At 64.2% G+C, this 19,853-nt stretch carries 17 protein-coding genes and 1 tRNA gene; 6 read left to right on the top strand and 12 right to left on the bottom strand.

Annotated features, from left to right (window positions below; translation table 11 throughout):
* Positions 1 to 96 precede the first annotated feature (96 nt).
* Genes FB460_RS00560 through FB460_RS00545 form a run of 4 tightly spaced genes read left to right on the top strand, consistent with a single transcriptional unit; the run spans position 97 to position 3,742 of the window.
* Positions 97 to 1,023 (top strand): ABC transporter ATP-binding protein, encoded by a 927-nt coding sequence (locus FB460_RS00560; protein ID WP_142092205.1) that lies wholly within the window; start codon positions 97 to 99, stop codon positions 1,021 to 1,023.
* A 1-nt stretch (position 1,024) separates the two neighbouring features.
* Positions 1,025 to 1,819, top strand: a complete 795-nt coding sequence (locus FB460_RS00555; protein WP_142092204.1) for an ABC transporter permease — start codon at positions 1,025 to 1,027, stop codon at positions 1,817 to 1,819.
* Positions 1,820 to 1,859: 40 nt separating this feature from the next.
* On the top strand, positions 1,860 to 3,119 hold the full coding sequence (locus tag FB460_RS00550) for a sensor histidine kinase (protein ID WP_170209888.1): 1,260 nt from the start codon (positions 1,860 to 1,862) through the stop codon (positions 3,117 to 3,119).
* Positions 3,116 to 3,742, top strand: a complete 627-nt coding sequence (locus FB460_RS00545; RefSeq protein WP_142092202.1) for a response regulator — start codon at positions 3,116 to 3,118, stop codon at positions 3,740 to 3,742. The genes FB460_RS00550 and FB460_RS00545 overlap by 4 nt, the downstream gene beginning before the upstream one ends.
* A 70-nt stretch (positions 3,743 to 3,812) precedes the next feature.
* Here FB460_RS00545 and FB460_RS00540 read toward each other — a convergent pair.
* Both FB460_RS00540 and FB460_RS00535 read right to left on the bottom strand, forming a co-directional pair.
* Positions 3,813 to 3,886 (bottom strand) — tRNA-Pro (locus tag FB460_RS00540).
* Positions 3,887 to 3,989: 103 nt separating this feature from the next.
* The gene (locus FB460_RS00535; protein WP_142092201.1) at positions 3,990 to 5,318 is read right to left on the bottom strand and encodes a Na+/H+ antiporter family protein; all 1,329 of its coding nucleotides are present in this window, start codon (positions 5,316 to 5,318) and stop codon (positions 3,990 to 3,992) included.
* Positions 5,319 to 5,615: 297 nt separating this feature from the next.
* Here FB460_RS00535 and FB460_RS00530 point away from each other — a divergent pair, with 297 nt between their 5' ends.
* Both FB460_RS00530 and FB460_RS00520 read left to right on the top strand, forming a co-directional pair.
* Positions 5,616 to 8,021 (top strand): nitric-oxide reductase large subunit, encoded by a 2,406-nt coding sequence (locus FB460_RS00530; protein WP_211345766.1) that lies wholly within the window; start codon positions 5,616 to 5,618, stop codon positions 8,019 to 8,021.
* A 925-nt stretch (positions 8,022 to 8,946) separates the two neighbouring features.
* Positions 8,947 to 10,143 (top strand): helix-turn-helix transcriptional regulator, encoded by a 1,197-nt coding sequence (locus FB460_RS00520; RefSeq protein ID WP_170209887.1) that lies wholly within the window; start codon positions 8,947 to 8,949, stop codon positions 10,141 to 10,143.
* Here FB460_RS00520 and FB460_RS00515 read toward each other — a convergent pair.
* From FB460_RS00515 to dop, 10 genes are all read right to left on the bottom strand, one after another.
* The gene (locus FB460_RS00515) at positions 10,115 to 10,981 is read right to left on the bottom strand and encodes a DUF1206 domain-containing protein (protein WP_246044183.1); all 867 of its coding nucleotides are present in this window, start codon (positions 10,979 to 10,981) and stop codon (positions 10,115 to 10,117) included. The two genes, FB460_RS00520 and FB460_RS00515, sit on opposite strands and share 29 nt — an antisense overlap.
* A complete protein-coding gene (locus FB460_RS00510; RefSeq protein ID WP_142092198.1) occupies positions 10,978 to 12,438 on the bottom strand; it encodes a catalase in 1,461 nt (486 codons plus the stop codon). Before FB460_RS00510 ends, FB460_RS00515 begins: the two co-directional genes overlap by 4 nt.
* A 114-nt stretch (positions 12,439 to 12,552) precedes the next feature.
* The gene (der, locus tag FB460_RS00505) at positions 12,553 to 13,887 is read right to left on the bottom strand and encodes a ribosome biogenesis GTPase Der (RefSeq protein WP_142092197.1); all 1,335 of its coding nucleotides are present in this window, start codon (positions 13,885 to 13,887) and stop codon (positions 12,553 to 12,555) included.
* Positions 13,888 to 13,911: 24 nt separating this feature from the next.
* A complete protein-coding gene (locus FB460_RS00500; protein WP_170209886.1) occupies positions 13,912 to 14,640 on the bottom strand; it encodes a lysophospholipid acyltransferase family protein in 729 nt (242 codons plus the stop codon).
* 2 nt (positions 14,641 to 14,642) lie between these two features.
* Positions 14,643 to 15,371 carry a (d)CMP kinase gene (cmk, locus tag FB460_RS00495; protein WP_246044265.1) on the bottom strand — a complete coding sequence of 243 codons (729 nt, stop codon included), beginning with the start codon at positions 15,369 to 15,371 and terminating at the stop codon, positions 14,643 to 14,645.
* 120 nt (positions 15,372 to 15,491) lie between these two features.
* Complete coding sequence (locus tag FB460_RS00490) at positions 15,492 to 16,568, bottom strand: prephenate dehydrogenase (RefSeq protein WP_142092194.1); 1,077 nt, start codon at positions 16,566 to 16,568, stop codon at positions 15,492 to 15,494.
* A complete protein-coding gene (gene prcA / locus FB460_RS00485; RefSeq protein ID WP_142092193.1) occupies positions 16,565 to 17,260 on the bottom strand; it encodes a proteasome subunit alpha in 696 nt (231 codons plus the stop codon). Before prcA ends, FB460_RS00490 begins: the two co-directional genes overlap by 4 nt.
* Positions 17,257 to 18,132: a proteasome subunit beta gene (gene prcB / locus FB460_RS00480; RefSeq protein ID WP_142092192.1), complete on the bottom strand. Its 876-nt coding sequence runs from the start codon at positions 18,130 to 18,132 to the stop codon at positions 17,257 to 17,259. The genes prcA and prcB overlap by 4 nt, the downstream gene beginning before the upstream one ends.
* A complete protein-coding gene (locus tag FB460_RS00475) occupies positions 18,129 to 18,314 on the bottom strand; it encodes a ubiquitin-like protein Pup (protein ID WP_142092191.1) in 186 nt (61 codons plus the stop codon). The genes prcB and FB460_RS00475 overlap by 4 nt, the downstream gene beginning before the upstream one ends.
* Positions 18,315 to 18,336: 22 nt before the next feature.
* Positions 18,337 to 19,836, bottom strand: coding sequence for a depupylase/deamidase Dop (gene dop, locus FB460_RS00470; protein ID WP_211345765.1), 1,500 nt, complete (start codon positions 19,834 to 19,836; stop codon positions 18,337 to 18,339).
* Positions 19,837 to 19,853 lie beyond the last annotated feature (17 nt).

The following is a 19,853-nucleotide window of genomic DNA, read 5'->3' as shown; positions in this document are numbered from 1 at the left end:
CGGGCGGCGCACCGTTCTGGCCTCATCCGATCGGAGGAGACCAGAACCGGCCGCCTGAGCGATGTACGAGGAACGCCACGGCGGGACGCTGGATCCATGGCGCTCATCCAAGTCTCCGGGCTCACCAAGTCCTACGGACCCAAACAGGTTCTGCGCGGCATCGATCTCGCCGTGGACGAAGGTGAGATCGTCGGCATCCTGGGCCCCAATGGTTCGGGCAAGACCACCGCGGTCGAATGCATCGGCGGCCTGCGGACCCCCGACGCCGGACAGATCGCCGTCGCCGGCCACGACCCCCGGGGCGCCGGGGCAGAACTCCGTGAACTGTTGGGGATGCAGCTCCAACAGTGTCGGCTGCCGGCCAGGATCAAGGTGGGTGAGGCGCTCGCACTCTACTCCTCGTTCTACACCGATCCTCGACCGAACGAGGAGCTGTTGGAACGCTTCGATCTCGCCGATCAACGAGGCACGCGTTTTGTGAATCTCTCCGGAGGTCAGCAACAACGGTTGTCGGTGGCTCTCGCACTGATCGGGCGTCCACGCGTCGCATTCCTCGATGAGCTGACCACCGGGCTCGATCCCTCGGCCCGTCGAGACATCTGGTCCTACCTCGAACTGCTCCGGAACGACGGCGTCACCATGATTCTGGTGACCCACTTCATGGAGGAGGCCCAGTACCTGTGTGATCGCGTGGTGATCCTGTCGGAGGGGCGCATCATCGCCGAAGGCGCCCCGGACGAGGTGGCTGGTTCCGGTGGCTCCCAGGAGATCTCGTTCGACGCCAGCACCGATATCCCACTCACCGAGTTGCAGGAGCTGCCCGCCGTCACCGACGTGAGCGTCGCACGCGGTCGCGTCATCGTCCATGGGGGTGAGGAGGCGCCGCAACAGGTGATCGCGGCGATGACGCAGCGGGGCATCCCGACACAACGACTCCGCATCACCACCCCGACCTTGGATGACGCGTTCCTCTCGCTGACGCAACACAACCACCACGAACCAGAAGCACCCGAGGAGCAGTGACATGACCACCACCACCGTGGGCCCCACGCCCGGAAACTCACTCCTCCAGGGACGCCAATGGCATGCCTACCGGGCCCACCTTCTCAACGAGACCCGTCTGCACGCGCGGGAGCCGGCTGCACTGATCTTCGGTGCCATCCTCCCGGTGACCGCGATCATCGTGATGTGCGTGTTTCCAGCCGCCCGTGAACCAGTGGCGTCCATGGGCGGGGTGTCGGTGATCACCGCCTACACGCCGGTGCTGATCCTGTTCTCGAGCTCGATCCTCGGGCTCACGATCATTCCCGGCACCCTCGGCACCTATCGGGAGAGCGGAGTCCTGCGTCGACTCCGCACCACACCGACGTCTCCCCTGTCGTTGTTGACCGCACTCATCACCATCATCAGTGGCTTCGCCCTTCTCGTGGCCGGCTTCATCATGGGCATACCGGCGGTCTCAGGGGCCGGGATACCCACTCATCTGGGCTGGTTCGCACTCGCCGCCACCTCCTCCACGGTCTGCTTCGTGGCCATGGGGGCTCTCATCGCGTCGGTCGTGTCGAACGCGAAGGCCGCCCCCGGCATCGGAAACGCGATCGCGGTGGTCATGTGGGCGGCCTCCGGCATGTGGTTCCCACGAGCCGGATTCCCGGACTGGTTGCGCACGGTCGCCGACCTCACCCCGGGAGGGGCCACCGCACAGCTCATGCTGGATGCCAGCACCACCGGCAGCGTCGAATGGCAACCGTTCATGGTGCTGCTGGTGTGGACGCTCGGCTCGACGGCTCTGGCCACGAGACTGTTCCGATGGGAGTGAGGCACGCCGTTTCACCACGGGCGCAGGAGATGATGGCGACATGGCATCACATGCGGGAATGACGAGCACCTCGGTGGCTCCCGTGGACGGCTCGGTACCGCGGCGCCCCGGCACGCGTCTGACGGTCACTCTGCCGTTGTTGGCCGTCTCCTGCGGCGCAGCGGTGTGGCTCATCCTCGCCGGCGTTCCGGTGTCTCCACGCAATGCCCTCCCCTGGATCGCTCTCCTGACGCTCGCCCTCGGCGCCCTCCGGGTGTTCTGTGCGATCCACGCGGGCAACGAGTTGCACCGACGCGGGTGCTTCTTCGTGAATCTCGGGCTCGCCGCCGGGGCGATCCTGCTCTCCCCGACCTTCGGTCTCTACCTGTTCATCAGTTTCCATGAGGCGTCGCTCTTCACATCCAGGCTCTGGCGGGTCGTGGGGATCGTGGCGACGGCCCTGGTGGTCGCGGTCGCCCAGACCGGTGGCCCCCGCTCGGAGATCTTCACCTTCCCGATCTACGTGGCGTTCGCCACGATCACTCTCGTGGTGGCGTTGATCATGGCCGGGCTCGACGCCGAACGGGAACGTCTCATGCGTCGTCTGGAACAGGCGAACTCGGACCTGCGGGTGGAACAGGAACGCAACGTCGAGCTCACCGACCAGCTGATCGAACAGGCCCGGGAGGCGGGCGTCGCGGACGAACGCAAGCGCGTGTCCCGTGAGATCCACGACACCGTGGCACAGGATCTGGTGGCCATCATCGCCCAGCTGGATGCCGTGGCCGACGAGACCGATGATGCCGAGCGTGATCGACGGCTCGCCCTCGTGGACGCCACCGCACGAGACGCGCTCGGTGAAGCCCGGCGGGCGGTCTCCGCGCTGGCGTCACCTCGGCTCGACGCCTCGGACCTTCCCCTGGCTCTCGATGATCTCTTCGGCGAATGGCGCGCGGCCAACGAGCTCGAGGGCGTGTTCAGCGTCACCGGCGATCCCGTGACGACTCCCCACGACGAGCACCTTGTCCGCATGGCGCAGGAGGCTCTGGCGAATGTGGCGAAACATGCTCACGCCCGCACCGTGCGGCTTCACCTGGACTACGCGGCAGATGGCGTCTCACTACAGGTCACCGATGACGGCTGCGGATTCGACGCTCGACAGCTCGACTCACCAAGGCCTGCGTCGGGTTATGGGCTGCCGGGGCTCCGCGACCGGTTGGCGGCAGTGGGCGGGCGTCTGGACATCGACTCCGAGAAGGGATGGGGCACATCGGTGACCGCCTCGGTCCCCCGGGGAGCAACGGAAGGTGCACCATCATGATTCGCGTCGCGATCGCCGATGACCATCCACTCGTACGGGACGGGATCGCTGCGATCCTCACCCGGGACGAGGAGATCGAGGTCGTTCTGGAGGCCTCCAGTGGACCGGAGTTGGTGACGCTCTTGCCCCGACACTCCCCCGATGTCGTTCTGTGTGATCTACGCATGCCGGGCGGGGATGGCGTGGAGGCGATCCGGGCCATTCGCAGCGGAAGCGCCGGCCCCGAGCATGTCACGGTGAAGATCCTCGTGCTGACGACCTACGACACCGACCACGACATTCGCAGTGCCTTGGCGGCTGGCGCAGATGGCTACCTGTTGAAGGATGCACCGAGGGCCGAGCTGATCCGGGCCGTGCACGACCTGGCCGCGGGGCGTCCGGTGCTCAGCCCTGCCGCGTTGCGTGCCCTCTCCAGCCCTGACGCGGCAGCGGAGCGGTTGACCCCACGGGAGATCGCGGTGGTCAACGAACTTGCACGAGGTGGCACGAACCGAACAGCGGCCGCTCGAATGCACGTCTCCGAAACCACTTTCAAGACGCATCTGGCGCACATCTACACGAAGCTGGGCGTCTCCGATCGCGCCGCCGCGGTACGGGTCGCCTATGAGAAGGGATGGATCTGAGACACAGGCTCCCGGATACGAAAAAGGCCTCGGAACATGCAGCAACCATGTTCCGAGGCCTTGACAAACGTCGGGCTGACAGGATTTGAACCTGCGACCCCTACACCCCCAGTGTAGTGCGCTACCAAGCTGCGCCACAGCCCGTTGGGCCAGCGGCCCGAGGAAGAACAGTACATCACTGCGACATGACCGCGCCAATCGTCGCCCCCGTCACCTTGTGAAAGCCCCGATCATCGCGATGCTCTCATCACAGGATCAGCGACGCCGCCCATCCCGCAGCGAACAGCGGCAGGTTGAAGTGGAGGAATGTCGGAATCACCGAGTCTCGGATGTGGTTGTGCTGGCCATCCGCGTTGAGACCGGAAGTCGGCCCCAGTGTGGAGTCCGATGCGGGCGAGCCGGCGTCGCCGATGGCACCGGAGGTGCCGATGAGCGCAACGGTGGCGAGGGGCGAGAAACCCACTGCCCCACAGAGGGGAACGAAGATCGTCGCGATGATCGGGAGGGTGGAGAAGGAGCTGCCGATCCCTATGGTGACCAACAGGCCCACCAGCAACATGATGAAGGCAGCCATGGGCTTGGACCCGGCGAACAGTGAGGCCGAGGAATCCACGAGCGCCTCGATCTGACCGGTGTCTTTCATGACCTGCGCGAACCCTTGGGCCGCGATCATGATGAATCCGATCATCGCCATCATCTTGATGCCCTTGTCAAATACCCTTTCGGCCTCATCCCACCGCACGACGCGGGCTGCCACGAACACCGAGAAACCGACAAGAGCACCCAGCATCAGCGAATCGGCGACCACCTGAATCGTCAGTGACAGAGCGATCGCCAAGACCGCCACCACGATGCGATAGGGCTCGATAGGCTCCTCGGGCTGGTCAGCGTCCTGCCCATCCACCGGCTTGTCGTCATAGTCTCGGGGGCGCCGATAGGTGATGAAGACCGCGATCAGGACGCCGGCCACCATCCCCAACGCGGGGATGCCCATGGCACTCATCACATTGATGCCCTCGGTTGACAGACCTGCCTGCTCGATGTTGGCCAGCAGGATCTCCTTGAGGAACATGTGCCCGAACCCCACCGGCAGGTACATGTAGGTGGTGACCAGGCCGAACGTCATGATGCAGGCCAGCGCCCGACGATCGACACGAAACCTGTTGAAAACCATGAGCAGCGGCGGGATCAGCAGCGGAATGAACGCGATATGGATCGGCACGAGATTCTGCGACATGACCGCCGCAGCCAGGACCGTCACCAGCAGGCCACGAACCACCCACCGGGCACGGCGTCCTTCAACATCCGGACCGGCCCGTCTGATCACCCAGCGCGCGAAGGCCTGCGGCAGCCCGGAGTGAGCGATGGCCACCGCGAAGGCACCGAGCATGGCGTACGACAAGGCGATACTGGCCCCATTGGCGATGCCCTCGGTGAACGAATCCAGCGCCGGTCTGATGCCCATACCTGCTGCGAGGCCCCCGACCATCGCTCCGACCACCAGCGCGATCACCACGTGGACGCGGGCGAAGGACAGCGCCAACATCACCAGCACTGCGAGGACAACAGCGTTCATGCTCACTCCTTGTGACGGGCGGGCACCCGCCTCCGTGGACCGGCGGCAGACTACCTCCCCACACCGCTGCTCCATGTCAACGGCACAAAACCGGCCACATACGACACCGGGCACATACGACACCGGGCACATACGACGCGGCCCTCCACACCACCCAACGACAGCTAACGGGCTTGGCGTCGGCGGAACGCACCGGGGAGCTGACACACATTATTAATGGACATTTTTTATGTGCTTTAATTATCGCGCAGCTCGTCGCCACCCAGCCAGAGCATCCGCGGCACGTAAGGAGCACTCGTGAGCACAGTTGACACAACAGAGGCACCCCCGGACAGTAAGGTGCCCAACCGAAACCGACGCTGGTGGATCGCACTCGCCATCGTGGTGATCGGATCATTCGGCGTCCTGCTCTGGATGGGCATGCAGATCAATGTCTCCAAACCGCCGGTTCCCAAGCAGGTCGTTTCCGAATCCGGGGACGTCCTGATCGAGGAGAACGAGATCATGGATGGCCAACGAGTCTGGCAGTCGATCGGCGGCCATCAGATCGGTTCGGTCTGGGGACACGGCGCATACGTCGCCCCGGACTGGACCGCAGACTGGCTCCACCGCGAGGCTGTCTTCGTACAACAGAAGCTGGCCGAGGAGCACGGCGTCTCCAACTACGAGGAGGCACCCACCGAGGTCAAGGGTGCCATCGACGCGCAGCTCGTGGAGCTGTTCCGCACCAACACTTACGACGAGGCCACCGGCACGATCACTCTTCCTGAGTATCGCGCCGAGGCCTACCAGACCAATGCAGAACACTTCGGCAAGATCTTCGCCGAGGGGCATGTGGACTACGCGATCCCGGCAGGTTCGGTCGAGGACCCCGATGCCATGGCCAAGATGAATGCGTTCTTCTTCTGGTCGAGCTGGTCAGCGTCCACCGAGACCCATTACGACGAGGCCTCCTACACACGCAACTGGCCGCATGAGCCACTGGTGGAGAACGTCCCGACCGCCACCAACATCCTGTGGTCGGTCATCTCGGTGATCATCCTGCTCGCCGGCATCGGGTTCATGGTCTGGTACCACTCGTTCAACGAGGACGAGGACGAGGTGACCAACAATCCTCCCAAGGACGATCCGCTCCTCGGTTACGAACCGACACCATCGCAGAAGGCAACCCTCAAATACTTCTTCGTGGTTGGTGCCTTGTTCGTCCTGCAGATCGCCATGGGCATCATCTCGGCCCATTACGGCGTCGAGGGTGGCGCTCTGTACGGCATCCCGATCGACGAGTGGCTCCCCTACGCCGTCACGCGCACCTGGCACACGCAGCTCGGCATCCTGTGGATCGCGACCGCCTGGCTCGCCACGGGCCTGTACGTCGGCCCGGCCGTCGGTGGCCGTGAACCCAAGGGGCAGCGCCTGCTGGTCAACGTCCTGTTCGTCGCCCTGGTCGTGGTCGTCTTCGGCTCGATGCTCGGCCAGTGGATGTCCATCACCGGCAAGCTCGGCTACGGAACCATCCAGTCATGGTGGTTCGGCACCACCGGTATGGAATACCTCGATCTGGCTCGTTTCTGGCAGATCGGCCTGTTCATCGGTCTCTTCCTGTGGTTCTTCCTGATGTTCCGCGCCATGTGGCCCGCTATCAGCCGGGCTCGCGGAACCAAGCTCGAACCCACTACAGACGCACCCCTTGCGGGTGGCTCGCAGAAGACCCTGGTGGCCATGCTGTTGGTCAGCTGCTTGGCGATCGCCTCGTTCTTCGGCGCCGCCTTCGGCATGGGACGTGACACCCACCTCTCCATCACCGAGTACTGGCGCTGGTGGGTCGTCCATCTGTGGGTGGAGGGCTTCTTCGAGGTGTTCGCCACTGTTGTGATCGCGTTCCTGTTCAGCCGCCTCGGCCTCGTACGCCCCCGAATCGCCACCACCGCGACGCTGGCTGCCACGACCATCTTCCTTCTCGGAGGCATCATCGGTACCGGTCACCACCTTTACTTCAGCGGTGGCAACGACCCGGTGATGGCGTGGAGTGCCACCTTCAGTGCCCTCGAGGTCGTTCCGCTCGCGCTGATCGGTTTCGAGGCGTTCCGCAACATGCGGATCCTGCGTGTGAAGGAATGGGTGTCCGGCTACAAGTGGGCCATCTACTTCTTCATCTCGGTGTCGTTCTGGAACATGCTGGGGGCCGGCGTCTTCGGCTTCCTGATCAATCCGCCGATCTCGCTGTTCTACGTCAAGGGCCTCAACCTCACCCCCTTGCACGCCCACACCGCCCTCTTCGGTGTCTACGGCATGCTCGGCGTAGGACTCATGCTGTTCTGCGTCCGCAGCCTCATGCCCGGACGCGATTGGAACGACTGGCCGTTGAAATGGGGCTTCTGGTGCATGAACGGTGGCCTGCTCGCCATGTCACTGTTCTCCTTGCTCCCTCTGGGTCTCGCCCAAGCGTGGGCCAGCATCCAGGAAGGCCTGTGGTACGCCCGCAGCTCGGAGTTCCTGTACCAACCCGCCCTTGTCGTCCTCCGCTGGCTGCGCACCCCCGGTGACACCATCTTCGCGCTGGGGGCCGTCCTCATCGGACTGTTCATGGTCGGCATCCTCACCGGGCACGCGCTCAAGGACGGTGGACGCGTGTTCACCCCGGGCAACCTGACATCAGAAGACAACGCCGACGCCGACGCCACGGCAGAGAAGGAGACCGTTTGAGTGAATTGAACCTGTAGCCACACGTGTGGGGGTCGACCACCTTCAGGAGCTTTCAGGAGGTCGACCCCCACGCAGCTCTGACAGCCGTCTCCGTAACGCTTTACACCGACACGCCGACACGACACCGACACGCCGACACACAGCAACGCACCGCCGCCGGTTCTCGAGAGGCCTGCTCCCCCCCCCGGTGGTCAACCTCTCCCGGTGACCAGCCTCACCCAGTGACCAGCCTCCCCGGTGACCAGCCTCCCCGGTGACCAGCCTCCCCGGTGACCAGCCTCCCCGGTGACCAGCCTCCCCGGTGACCAGCCTCCCCGGTGACCAGCCTCCCCGGTGACCAGCCTCCCCGGTGACCAGCCTCCCCGGTGACCAGCCTCCCCGGTGACCAGCCTCCCCGGTGACCAGCCTCCCCGGTGACCAGCCTCCCCGGTGACCAGCCTCCCCGGTGACCAGCCTCCCCGGTGACCAGATTCCCCCCCCGGAAAGTCGGCCTCTGCTCATCACCGACGGCGGCAACCAGAAGCCCCCCTATACATCGGTTTTCGTCTAGGTCACTTTCTGTCCTCAACGACCGTTGTCAGCAGCAATTCTTGATGAGTCGCGGACAGGATCTGTCCTAAACGTTTTTGAAAGTGTGTGGGGCCCTATGCTTCTGGCCCCGCGTTACTTCCCGCAGCCCCACGTTACTTCTCGCAGCCCCGCGTTACTTCCCGCACGCCGTCATCACGACCCTTCGCGCGCCAAACCGTATGTTGTCGTCCTGTAGCAGACCTGTCGTTCTATAGCCACGCACAGGCCGCGTCGATGAACTGTTGCCACGCGCAGGCCGCGTCGATGAATCAATCGGCGTGTCTGCCCATTCCCCTGCGCCTTGCGCAACCATGTGCCCATGAACACAGGAACAGGCTCAGGCGCACCTGCAGACATGGGCATGGTCGAGAACTCTTTCATGGACAAGGCCTCCTACATAAACAAAGACTCCTACATAGACAAGACCTCCTGCATAGACCTCGAAAGATGCCAAGGCTCAGATTCAAATATGGGCGCAGATCTGAGGACGAGCACGGGCGTGAGCCTGGGCACAAGCACGAGCCTGGGTACGGATCCGATGATGAAGACGGACTCCGATACACCCTCGGGTGTGGTCGTCGGCAGTGATCCGACGGCACGGGCGCTGGGCTTGTTGGGTCTCCTGCAGAAACGCTCCCATTGGCGAGGGGCTGACCTTGCCGACAGTCTCGGCGTCACTCATCGAACTCTTCGCCGTGACATCCAGCGGCTCCGAGACCTTGGCTACAAGATCGATGGCGCCCCCGGCGAACTCGGTGGGTATGCCATGGACCGTGGCCACGTTCTACCACCACTCCTGCTCGATGAAGACGAGACCGTCGCGACGACACTGGCGCTCACCGTGGCTGCGAGCAGTATCGATTCTGACTATGCCGGCCCCGCTCTGACGGCCTTGCACAAGATCCAAGCCGGGCTTCCCCACCATCTCGGCCTCCGGTTGGAACACCTTCGTGAGGCAGTGGAGGCCATGCCTTCACGCGGCGGTGCGTCTGCAACCACGATTCTCACCATCATCGGGACGATCAGACGGCAGCAACGTCTCACCTTCACTTACACCGACCGGCACGAAAACTACTCCCGACGAACCGTGGAGCCCCATTGGCTGTTCGCCAAACATGGCATCTGGCGTCTGATCACCTTCGATCTCGACAAAAACGAGTGGCGAACCTTCCGCCTTGACCGGATGTCCAGGCTCAAGAGCCACTCCTGGCGATTCGCGCCGAGGGAGACAGCAACCCAGCTCGCAGCACGGGCAGCGGCGCCCATCCCCACGGATGCCTACCGACATCGGGCAGAGCTGGTTGTGTACGCATCACTGGACCATGTGACCGACGCCGCTTCCGACCTCCAGCACGAAGTCAGCAACGTCTCGGATACCCACACCTTGATCACCGTCGGAGGCGATTCCGCAAATGATCTGGCGGCCTGGCTGGCCGGTTTTCCGCTGCCCTTCGACCTGCTCGGCGATGAAGAAGTGCTTCACGCAGTGGAACGCCTGGGTGCCAGACTCTCCCGGGCAGTTCTCAACGCGCCTTCTCATGACGCGCGTTGAAAGCCCACACGAAACTGAACAGGCCGAAGGCAGCCATGCCCGCTGCCATGGCAGTCAGCAGGTAGGGCCCAAACGGCTGCTGCACGATCGCCCGCAACGCCGAATCGGTGTTCCCTGCGGCCTGAGCGTTGAAAGTGATCGCAGACCACACGAACAGAAAACCCACGATGCCAACGGCGATCCCCTTGGCGCAGTAGCCCAGTGTGCCCATAGTCTTCGCCCAATCGGGCACTCCACCATCGAGGTCTTCGGTGAATGTGCGGCGTACGCCCTTCACGATGCCGAACACACCGACGACGATGACCACCAGCCCGATGACCCCGATCAGTACACGACCTGCGGGATTCTGCATGATCTGCGCGACGAGCGACTCCTGCTGGCTCTCACCTCCTCCACCACCGCCGCCGAAAGCGATGCGTGCCGCTGCGCTCCCGATCACTGCGTAGGTCACGACCTTGCTCAGTGATCCCAGCCTTCTGCCCAGACGCTGCTTACCGGTCACATGGGTGTGTCCGATGGCTGCTTCGATCAATTGCCACAACACCAATACGAACAACCCGACCGCGCAGACCATCAATGCGATCTTCCCGCCGGGTTTCTGCGCCAACTCCTGCAGAGCGCCAGTGCCCGACGCCTGCTGATCCGATCCCTGCCCACCCCAAGCGATCTGCAGCGCGATCCAACCGATCAGCAGATGCATGACGCCGAAGGCGATCAGCCCCACGCACACGAAGGTCTGATACACCGGGTTCTGTTGGACGATGCGCCCCGCGGCATGTGCGTCCGCCGAATCGGCATCACCCGCATCGTCGAGGGCACCCTCCACGTCCATGTTCATTTTTCTCGCAGCTCCTGCACCCGCGACCCCAGATCTGGGTCGATGTTCTTCCAGTAATCGAAGATCCTGGCCAACAGCGATTCGTCGGTGACCGGTGCGATATGGCCGGCGATGTTCTTCGCCAACCGCTCACGTGCCGCATCATCGAGTACATCCCGGACGAGCGCACCCGCCTGCCCGAAGTCATCATCCTCGGGGTGCAGTTCGTAGGCCGATCGCACCATCTCTCCGTCGGACTCCCACGAGGACTCCACCGGACCCACCTCATCAGCGTGACCACGACCAAACGAATTCGGCGCGTACACCGGGGCATCACCGGTGTGGTGATACTCCATCGGACCGCCGATCGTGTAACGGTTGGCCTTCGCCGCCACTTCAGGCAGCGGCTGGTTCACCGGCAGTTGATCGAAGTTCGGCCCGATGCGGTAACGGGCGGCGTCGGCATAAGCGAAGACACGTCCCAGCAGCATCTTGTCAGGCGAGAACCCGGTGCCCGGCACGAAATTGCTGGGGGCGAACGAGGCCTGCTCGATCTGGGCATGATGGTTGACCGGGTTCTCGTTCAACGTCATCGTGCCGACCTCGATGAGCGGATAATCCTTGTGAGACCACACCTTGGTCAGGTCGAACGGGTTCACCCGATAGGTCCTGGCATCCTCGTACGGCATGACCTGCACCTTGAGCGTCCAGCTCGGGAAGTCTCCCCCGGCGATGGAGTTGAACAGGTCGGCGCGGTGGAAGTCCGCATTCTCACCGGCGATCTTGGCGGCTTCCTCATCGGACAGGAACTCAACGCCCTGGTCACTGATGAAGTGGTACTTGACCCAGAACTTCTCCCCCTGAGCGTTGATCCACATGTAGGTGTGGGAGCCATAGCCGTTCATATGCCGCCAGGTGCGCGGTAGCCCACGGTCGCCCATCAGGTAGGTCACCTGGTGTGCGGATTCGGGGTTGTTCACCCAGAAGTCCCACTGCATCGTGTGGTCCCGCAGGCCTGAATCCGGCAGCCTCTTCTGTGAGTGGATGAAATGTGGGAACTTCATCGGATCACGCACGAAGAAGACCGGGGTGTTGTTGCCCACGAGGTCGAAGTTTCCTTCGGTCGTGTAGAACTTCAGCGAGAAGCCCCGCACGTCACGCCACGTGTCGGGGGATCCCAGCTCACCGGCGACGGTGGAGAACCGCGCCAGCATCTTCGTGGTCGTTCCCGGTTGGAAGAGCGCGGCCTTGGTGTATCGGCTGACATCTCCAGTCACGGTGAACTCACCAAAAGCGCCCGACCCCTTGGCATGCGGACGACGCTCGGGCACGCTCTCGCGATTGAAGTGGGCCAAGGTGTCGACCAGGTGCGTGTCATGCAGGAGCAATGGCCCGTTCGAACCGACACTCAGACTGTTGCGGTCACTTTCGTTGGGCGCACCGTTCTCCCGTGTGGAACCGGTCGTGTACTCCGACATGTTGCCCTCCTGAACTGGCTGATCATCGTCGATGACGTCCGGGGGCCACCAAGCACCCCTCCACCACCCAAGCATGCTCCCTTTCCGACTGTCCGCCGCCCCCGCAGAGTGATGTCAGCGAGAACGTTTTTGGCGGGCCCGCACCTCGATCGGCACCGGCGTCCCGGCGAAGCCGAAGTCCTCACGCAGACGTCGACGCACGAAACGCACATACCCATGATCGAGATCGCCACTGGTGAACAACACAAACTTCGGTGGCCCGGACTGCGCTTGGGTCCCGAACAGGATGCGTGGTTGTTTGCCACCACGCACAGGGTGCGGATGGGACGCAACAAGACGTCCAAGGAACGCATTGAGACGCCCGGTGGAGATGCGTGTCTCCCACCCCTCCAAAGCTTCCTCGATGGCTGGTGCAAGCTTGTCGATGTGTCGGCCCGACAGTGCGGAGATGTTGACCCGTGAGGCCCAGGAGAACGCCTGAACATCCCGTTCGATCTCGCGTTCCAGGTAGCGCCGTCGTTCCTCATCGGTGAGGTCCCACTTGTTGTAGGCGATCACCAATGCCCGGCCGGACTCCTCGATCGAACTCAGGATCCGCAGATCCTGTTCACTGATCGGTTCCGAGGCGTCGATGACCATGACGCAGCACTCGGCCCGCTCGATCGCGGACTGGGTGCGCAACGACGCGTAGTACTCGTGCCCGGAAGCTTCCTTGACGCGACGCCGGATACCTGCAGTGTCGATGAGCTGATAGGTCGTCCCACCGATGTCGACGAGTTCATCGACCGGATCGACCGTGGTGCCGGCCACGTTGTCGACGACCACCCGCTGCTGCCCTGCAAGCTTGTTCAACAACGACGACTTGCCGACGTTCGGCTTGCCGACCAGGGCGATGCGGCGCGGCCCTCCCAGCTCTCCGTCCCCCTCGGGAGGTGCCTCCGGAAGCGCCTCGAGCAGTGCGTCGAGAAGGTCTCCCGACCCCCGTCCGTGGAGAGCCGAGACCGGCCAGGGCTGGCCGAGACCGAGATTCCACATGGCGGCCGCCTCCGCCTCGGCACGCTGATCATCCACCTTGTTGGCGGCCACGACCACCGGCTTGCGGGAGCGTCGCAGCACCTGCACAACGGCTTCATCCTCATCGAGCGTACCGACGGTGGCATCGACCACGAACAGCACCGCGTCCGCGGTGGAGATCGCCAGCTCGGCCTGCTCGGCGATACGTGCCGCCATGCCGTCGGCATCGGAGGCCCAGCCGCCGGTGTCCACGAGGACGAACTCGCGCCCGTTCCAGTCAGCGTCATAGGAGACACGGTCACGGGTGACGCCTGGAACGTCCTGCACCACAGCGGCGCGGCGCTGCAGGATTCGGTTCACCAGCGTCGACTTGCCGACGTTCGGGCGCCCCACGACGGCGACGACGGGCTTCGTGAGCGGCTGCGTCTCAGACATTCCGCCAGCCTACCGCGATGCCACTCATGCAGCAGCGACGAGCACCGGGGAGGCGTCTGGAAGCAACATTCCGGTGCGACGCTGCGCGGCGAAAACATGGCCCTCGAGCTGGCGACGCACGAACTCGGCCCGGTCCGCCACGAGATGTTGGGCACGAGGCCAGGGCTCCCGTGCAATGTGGATCGGCTCCCCGTAGTCCACGTACAGACGCGAGCCACGCGCGGGAACCTGCTTGACCGACATGCCATCGATTCGTGTGCCCAACAGAGCGACCGGAACGATCGGCGCCCCGGTGACCATCGCCAGATAGGCGACGCCGTGGCGGATCGTCGCGAAGTCGCCCTTGGCCCGCATCCCCTCGGGGAAGATCGCCAACGCATCGCCGTCGCGCAGCACTCGAACACCTCGACGCATGGCATTGGTGTCCACGTAGTGCCGGGCGATCGGGATCTGTCCCAGCAGCTCGAGGGCCTGCCCCACCGCACCGGTGAACAATTCGGATTTGGCCAGGGCGAACGTGGTACGCGGCGTCACCGACACCACCAACGGTCCATCGATCACACCCACATGATTCGGAGCCAAGATCACCGGCCCCTCGGCGGGCACATTCTCCACGCCGGTCAACTCGATGTCCCACCACGAACGAAACAGTCCCGAACCGACCCGGCGGAAACGGCGAAGCAGCGTTCCTCCAGAAGCGCGAACCTTCTCGGTGTGCGGTAGGTGCGGACTGATCGTGGTGGGCCTGGTCACGACTACTCCTTGTCTGGGGGTTCCGGGCTGGGGGTTTCCGGGCTTGGGGTTTCGGAAAGAGGGATCGACGCAGGGTCGGCCATCGTGCAGATGCGGTCGATGACCTCGTCCAGTCCCATGTGCGTCGAATCGACCACCGTGACACCCTCGGCGGCCTCGGTGAACGCCGCGACCGTGGAGTCATCACGGTCCCGACGCACCACCTGGTCGGTGACCGCAGCGGTATCCGCAGCACCGGCGAGTTCGGCCTCACGACGCGCGATCCGTGCTTCAGGATCGGCCACCAACAGAACCCGCACCTCGCTCTCGGGTGCCACCACGGTGGTGATGTCACGCCCCTCGACGACGATGCCTCCGCTGGCCCGGGCCTCAGTGATCCGACGCTGCTGATCGGCCACCAGGATGTCTCGGACGCGCAGATTGGTTGCGATGCGTGAGACGTTCTCCGAGATGCGAGGCTCTCGGATGGCTGCGGTGACATCATGCCCGTTGATGCGGAAGACGGTCGCCGTGGAATCGTCGTCGATCTCAAGTTCGGCGTCCGCAGCCAGCGCGGCGATGGCGTCGGTGTCCACCGGATCGATTCCCTCGTGCAATGCCAGCCAGGTGATGGCGCGGTACATCGCACCGGTGTCGAGGTACGCAAGACCGAGGCGTCGAGCCACGCCCCGTGCGGTACTCGATTTACCCGATCCGCTGGGGCCATCGATCGCGATGACCAAGCCGTTCACATGCTTCACAGTAGGTCTCCTCCACTCGGCTCGACACGCCTGCAGGCGGCGTCCGAACAACATGTCACCCAGGGTTCAATCTTGCGTAACCGCCCCGTCGTGCGGCGGTTGCCACAGCGTTCACAACGGCCGGACGTCCCAGCCCCGACCCGTCATCATGGTGGCGAAACTGGCCGCCGCCTCCGGGTCGACAGCCACCTGCAGGCGCCCCGACGCGTGATACTTGTCGTGCTCGATCGAGAAGTCCTCGATGTTGACACCCGCGAGGTCCGCGTCAGCGAAGAGCCGCGCCAGAGCACCGGGTTCATCGGGAATCGGGAGCGTGAACCGTGCATACTCCGACTGACGCAGGCCGTGCTTTCCGGGCAGTACCTTGGTTCCGGCGACCCCCTGCCGCAGATACGGCTCGACGGTGCGCCCCTGATCCAGTGCGGACGCGGCCATCATCAGCCGATCGGCCACCTCTCTCAGTCGATGACTGATCGCGGGCCCGTTCGCGGTGAGGATCTGATCCCACAGCATCGGATCGCTCCCGGCGATACGCGTCACATCACGCACACCCTGACCGGCCAGTTCCAGACGCCGGGGAACCTCATCACACAGCGACGCGGCCACCGCCACCGAGACCAGATGGGGCACGTGGGAGACACCGGCGACGGCCTCGTCGTGCTCATGTGGCTCGAACGACACCACCCGAGCCCCGCACAACTCCCCCAGCTGTTCGGCCACCGCCAGCGTCCCCGGCGTCGTTGCCGGGTGAGGGCACACGACCCAGGTGCGTCCGGTGAACAGGTCAGCATGAGCGGTCACCGGGCCGGCATGCTGCGATCCGGCCATGGGATGTGATCCCACGTACCGCGACAGTTCAACGCCCTCGGCCACCAGCTCGTCCAACAAGGTGCCCTTGACCGAGCCGACGTCGGTGACCACCGCGTTCGGGTATTCCTCCAAAGCGGCCGCCACCGTGCCGCACAGCGCTCCGGGGGGAACGGCGACCACGACCAATCCCACGGCCGAGCGGTCGGGGGCCGCGGTCGTGCCCGCACCGATCCCCGCGGCGACCGCAGCATGACTGGGCTCACGGTCCCGAAGATGCACGCGCACGCCGACGCTGGTCAAGGCACAACCGACCGAGGCTCCCACCAACCCGGCTCCGATGACGACGACCGGATCGATGTCGGAGACGCCCTCGCTCACGAGAGCATCTCAGTCAGCTCGGCGTCGCCCAGGCGGCGGAACTTGCGCTGCTGCTCCCGCGAACGGTCCAAAACGGCCACCTCGAGTGAATCGACGCCGAGGGTGCGCTCGCCCGCGAGCCCGGCGACGGCGATCTGGACGCACTCGGTCAACGAGGCTTCGTCGCCGATGCCCTTCGCAGAACGCAGTGCGGTGATGCGTTCGGCGATCGCATCGGCCTCACCACCCATCACTGCGAAATGATCCTCATCGGCGACCGAACCGTCGTAGGTCAAGCGATAGATCTCATCGGAACCGGCGTCGTCGCCGATCTCGGCGACGATGAGCTCCACTTCGTAGGGCTTCTCCATACCGCTGGAGAAGATGGTGCCCAGAAGCTGCGCATAAGCGTTGGCCAAACCTCGCCCGGTCACATCGGCACGGTCGTAGGAGTATCCGCGCAGATCGGCATGGCGGATACCGGCGATCCGCAGATTCTCGAACTCGTTGTAGCGCCCGACCGCGGCGAAGGCGATCCGGTCGTAGATCTCACTGATCTTGTGCAGTGACTGCGAACGGTTCTCCGCCACCAGGCAGATCCCCTCGGCGAAACGCAGCACGGCCACCGAACGGCCCCTCGCGATGCCCTTGCGCGCGTAGTCCGCGCGGTCCTTCATCTGCTGCTCGGGCGAGACATACATCGGCATCGTCATCGTGCTTCCTCCTCACCGTGGTCGTCAGCGTCCGCGCCTGATGTGGTCACCACGGGGGCGGCCGGCCCGTCGGGACGAAGGTGACGTCCGGTGATGATCCGGTCGACACGGCGTCCCACCTCATCATCGGAGAGCCGCCGGACGCCGTCGGCCGTGGCAGTCATCACCACGGGGAAGATCCGACGCTGCAGATCAGCACCACCGGTGCCCGAATCGTCATCGGCGGCATCATGGAGCGACTGCAGCAGAGCCATCACAGTGGTATCGATGTCATGGCCGGGGTCGTGCAGTTTCTTCAACGATCCCCGCGCGAACACCGATCCCGATCCGACGGTGTGGAAACCGTGCTCCTCGTAGCGTCCACCGGTGGCGTCGAAGGAGAAGATCCGACCGCGGGCGGCCTGAGCGTCCCATCCGGCGAACAACGGAACGACGACGAGCCCCTGCATCGCCATGGCCAGGTTCCCGCGGATCATCGACGCGAGACGGTTGCTCTTTCCCTCGAGGGAGAGCAGGGTCCCTTCGATCTTCTCGTAATGCTCCAGTTCGACGCGGAACAGCCGTACCATCTCCACCGCGATCCCTGCAGACCCGGCGATGCCGACCATCGACAGGTCATCAGCGCCGAAGACCTTCTCGATGTCGCGCTGGGCGATCATGCTGCCCGCAGTGGCACGTCGATCCCCGGCCATCACCACACCATCGGCGCATGTGGCCGCCACGATCGTGGTGCCGTGCGGAACCTCGGGGACCTGCCCGCCACCGGCCAGTTCCCGGCCCGGAAGCTGCTCAGGTGCGACACGTCGCAAGAACTCGGTGAAGGATGAGCTTCCACCGCGCAGAAAATCGGAGGGCAGGCCGATGTCGCTCACTGGCCCCCCTTCTGGACGAAGGACCGAACGAACTCCTCGGCGTTCGCCTCGAGAACACCGTCGATCTCGTCAAGCAGCGAGTCGAACCCGGCGTCATCTGTGGATGGCTGTTCCTGCGCCGTGACGTCGTCGACGACCTGCTCGTCCTCGTCCTGTTGACGCTCCTGGAATTCCTGGCTCATGTCGGCCCATGCTAGCCGCGATTCATGACCCCTTCGCCAATCGCTCGACGAGCGTCGCCGCATCGGGATCGTCGGCGAAGAGCGAACCGACACTGTCGAACGAGCCGCGGTACGGATCGTCCATCGGCAGACGCACATACGTGCGCTCCCCCGGCAGATCGAACATGACCGAATCCCAGGACACCGCCGCCAGATGTGATCCGAAACGCCGCACACACTCCCCGCGGAACCAGGCCCGAGTGTCATGAGGTGGCGTGCCGATGGCTGCCTCCACATCCTCATCGGTGGTGAGACGACGCATCCGGCCCTTGCGCACCAGTGCGTCGTGCAGGCTACGTGCCGGATCGAGTTCGCTGTACTGCACATCAATCAGTGCGAGCTTCGGATGGTCCCACGCAAGACCGTCTCGAACGCGGTAGCGGTCCAGCAGCGCATACTTGGCCACCCAATCGAGTCGGTCGGCACAGCGCAGGGGGTCGGTGTCGAGGTCCTGCAGCACGGTCGCCCAAGCATCGAGGATGTCACGGTCCTCCGCGGTGGCGTCACCGAATTCCGCGTATCGCGAGCAGGCCTGCCACAGTTCGTGTTGGATCTGCAGAGCGGTGAACCGGCGACCGTCGGCCAACGGCAGCAGTGCGTCAAGCTCGAGGTCGTGGCTCACGGTATGCATGCCGGCGACCGGACCGGCGAGTTCGAGGGAGTCGTCGATCCTCCCGTCGGCGATGGCCCGCAGCACCAACTGGGCCGTACCGAGTTTGAGCCAGGTGGCGAACTCCGAACGGTTGGCATCCCCGGTGATCACATGCAGACGCCGGAACCGCCGGGCGTCGGCATGTGGCTCGTCGCGGGTGTTGATCACGGGTCGACGCAAAGTTGTCTCGAGACCGACTTCCTTCTCGAAGAAATCCGCCCGCTGACTCAACTGGAAACCGGCGTGTTCGCTCTCCTGTCCCAGACCCACGCGCCCGTTCCCGGTGTACACCTGACGGGTCACCAGATGCGGCGTGAACAGGCGCACGTAACGATGGAAGTTGACGTCGCGGGGCGTCAGATAGTTCTCGTGGGTTCCGTAGGACGCTCCCTTGCCGTCCGTGTTGTTCTTCCACAGCCGGATCGGCACGCCCATTCGGCGTCCGGCCTCCTCCGCCGCGCGACGCGCGATGAGATCCCCTGCGGCGTCGTGGAGCACCGCGTCCCGGGCGGAAGTGCATTCGGGGCCGGAGTACTCGGGGTGGGCGTGATCGACGTAGAAACGCGCGCCGTTGGGAAGCACCACATTGGCCATGGTCTCGTCGTCGGTGAGTTGGGTGGGGTGGGCTCGGACCCGCTCCACCTGGAAGCCACGGGAGTCCTGAAGCGGAGTCTCGGTGGTGTAGTCCCACCGGTTCCCAGCCGAACCCTCCGCCGCCAGGAGCGAGCGCCATGCGCGCACCACAGCGTTCGACAACCCCATCTCATCGAGCTCACAGTCACCCACGGCAGCAATGCCGTACTCGTTCTCGATACCCATCACCGGACGCATGACAGCAGCCTACGCAC

It is taken from the genome of Propioniferax innocua (assembly GCF_006716235.1).
Lineage (GTDB): Bacteria > Actinomycetota > Actinomycetes > Propionibacteriales > Propionibacteriaceae > Propioniferax > Propioniferax innocua.
Note: the sequence above shows the minus strand (reverse complement) of the source record. Positions and strands in the feature narration are given on the sequence as shown.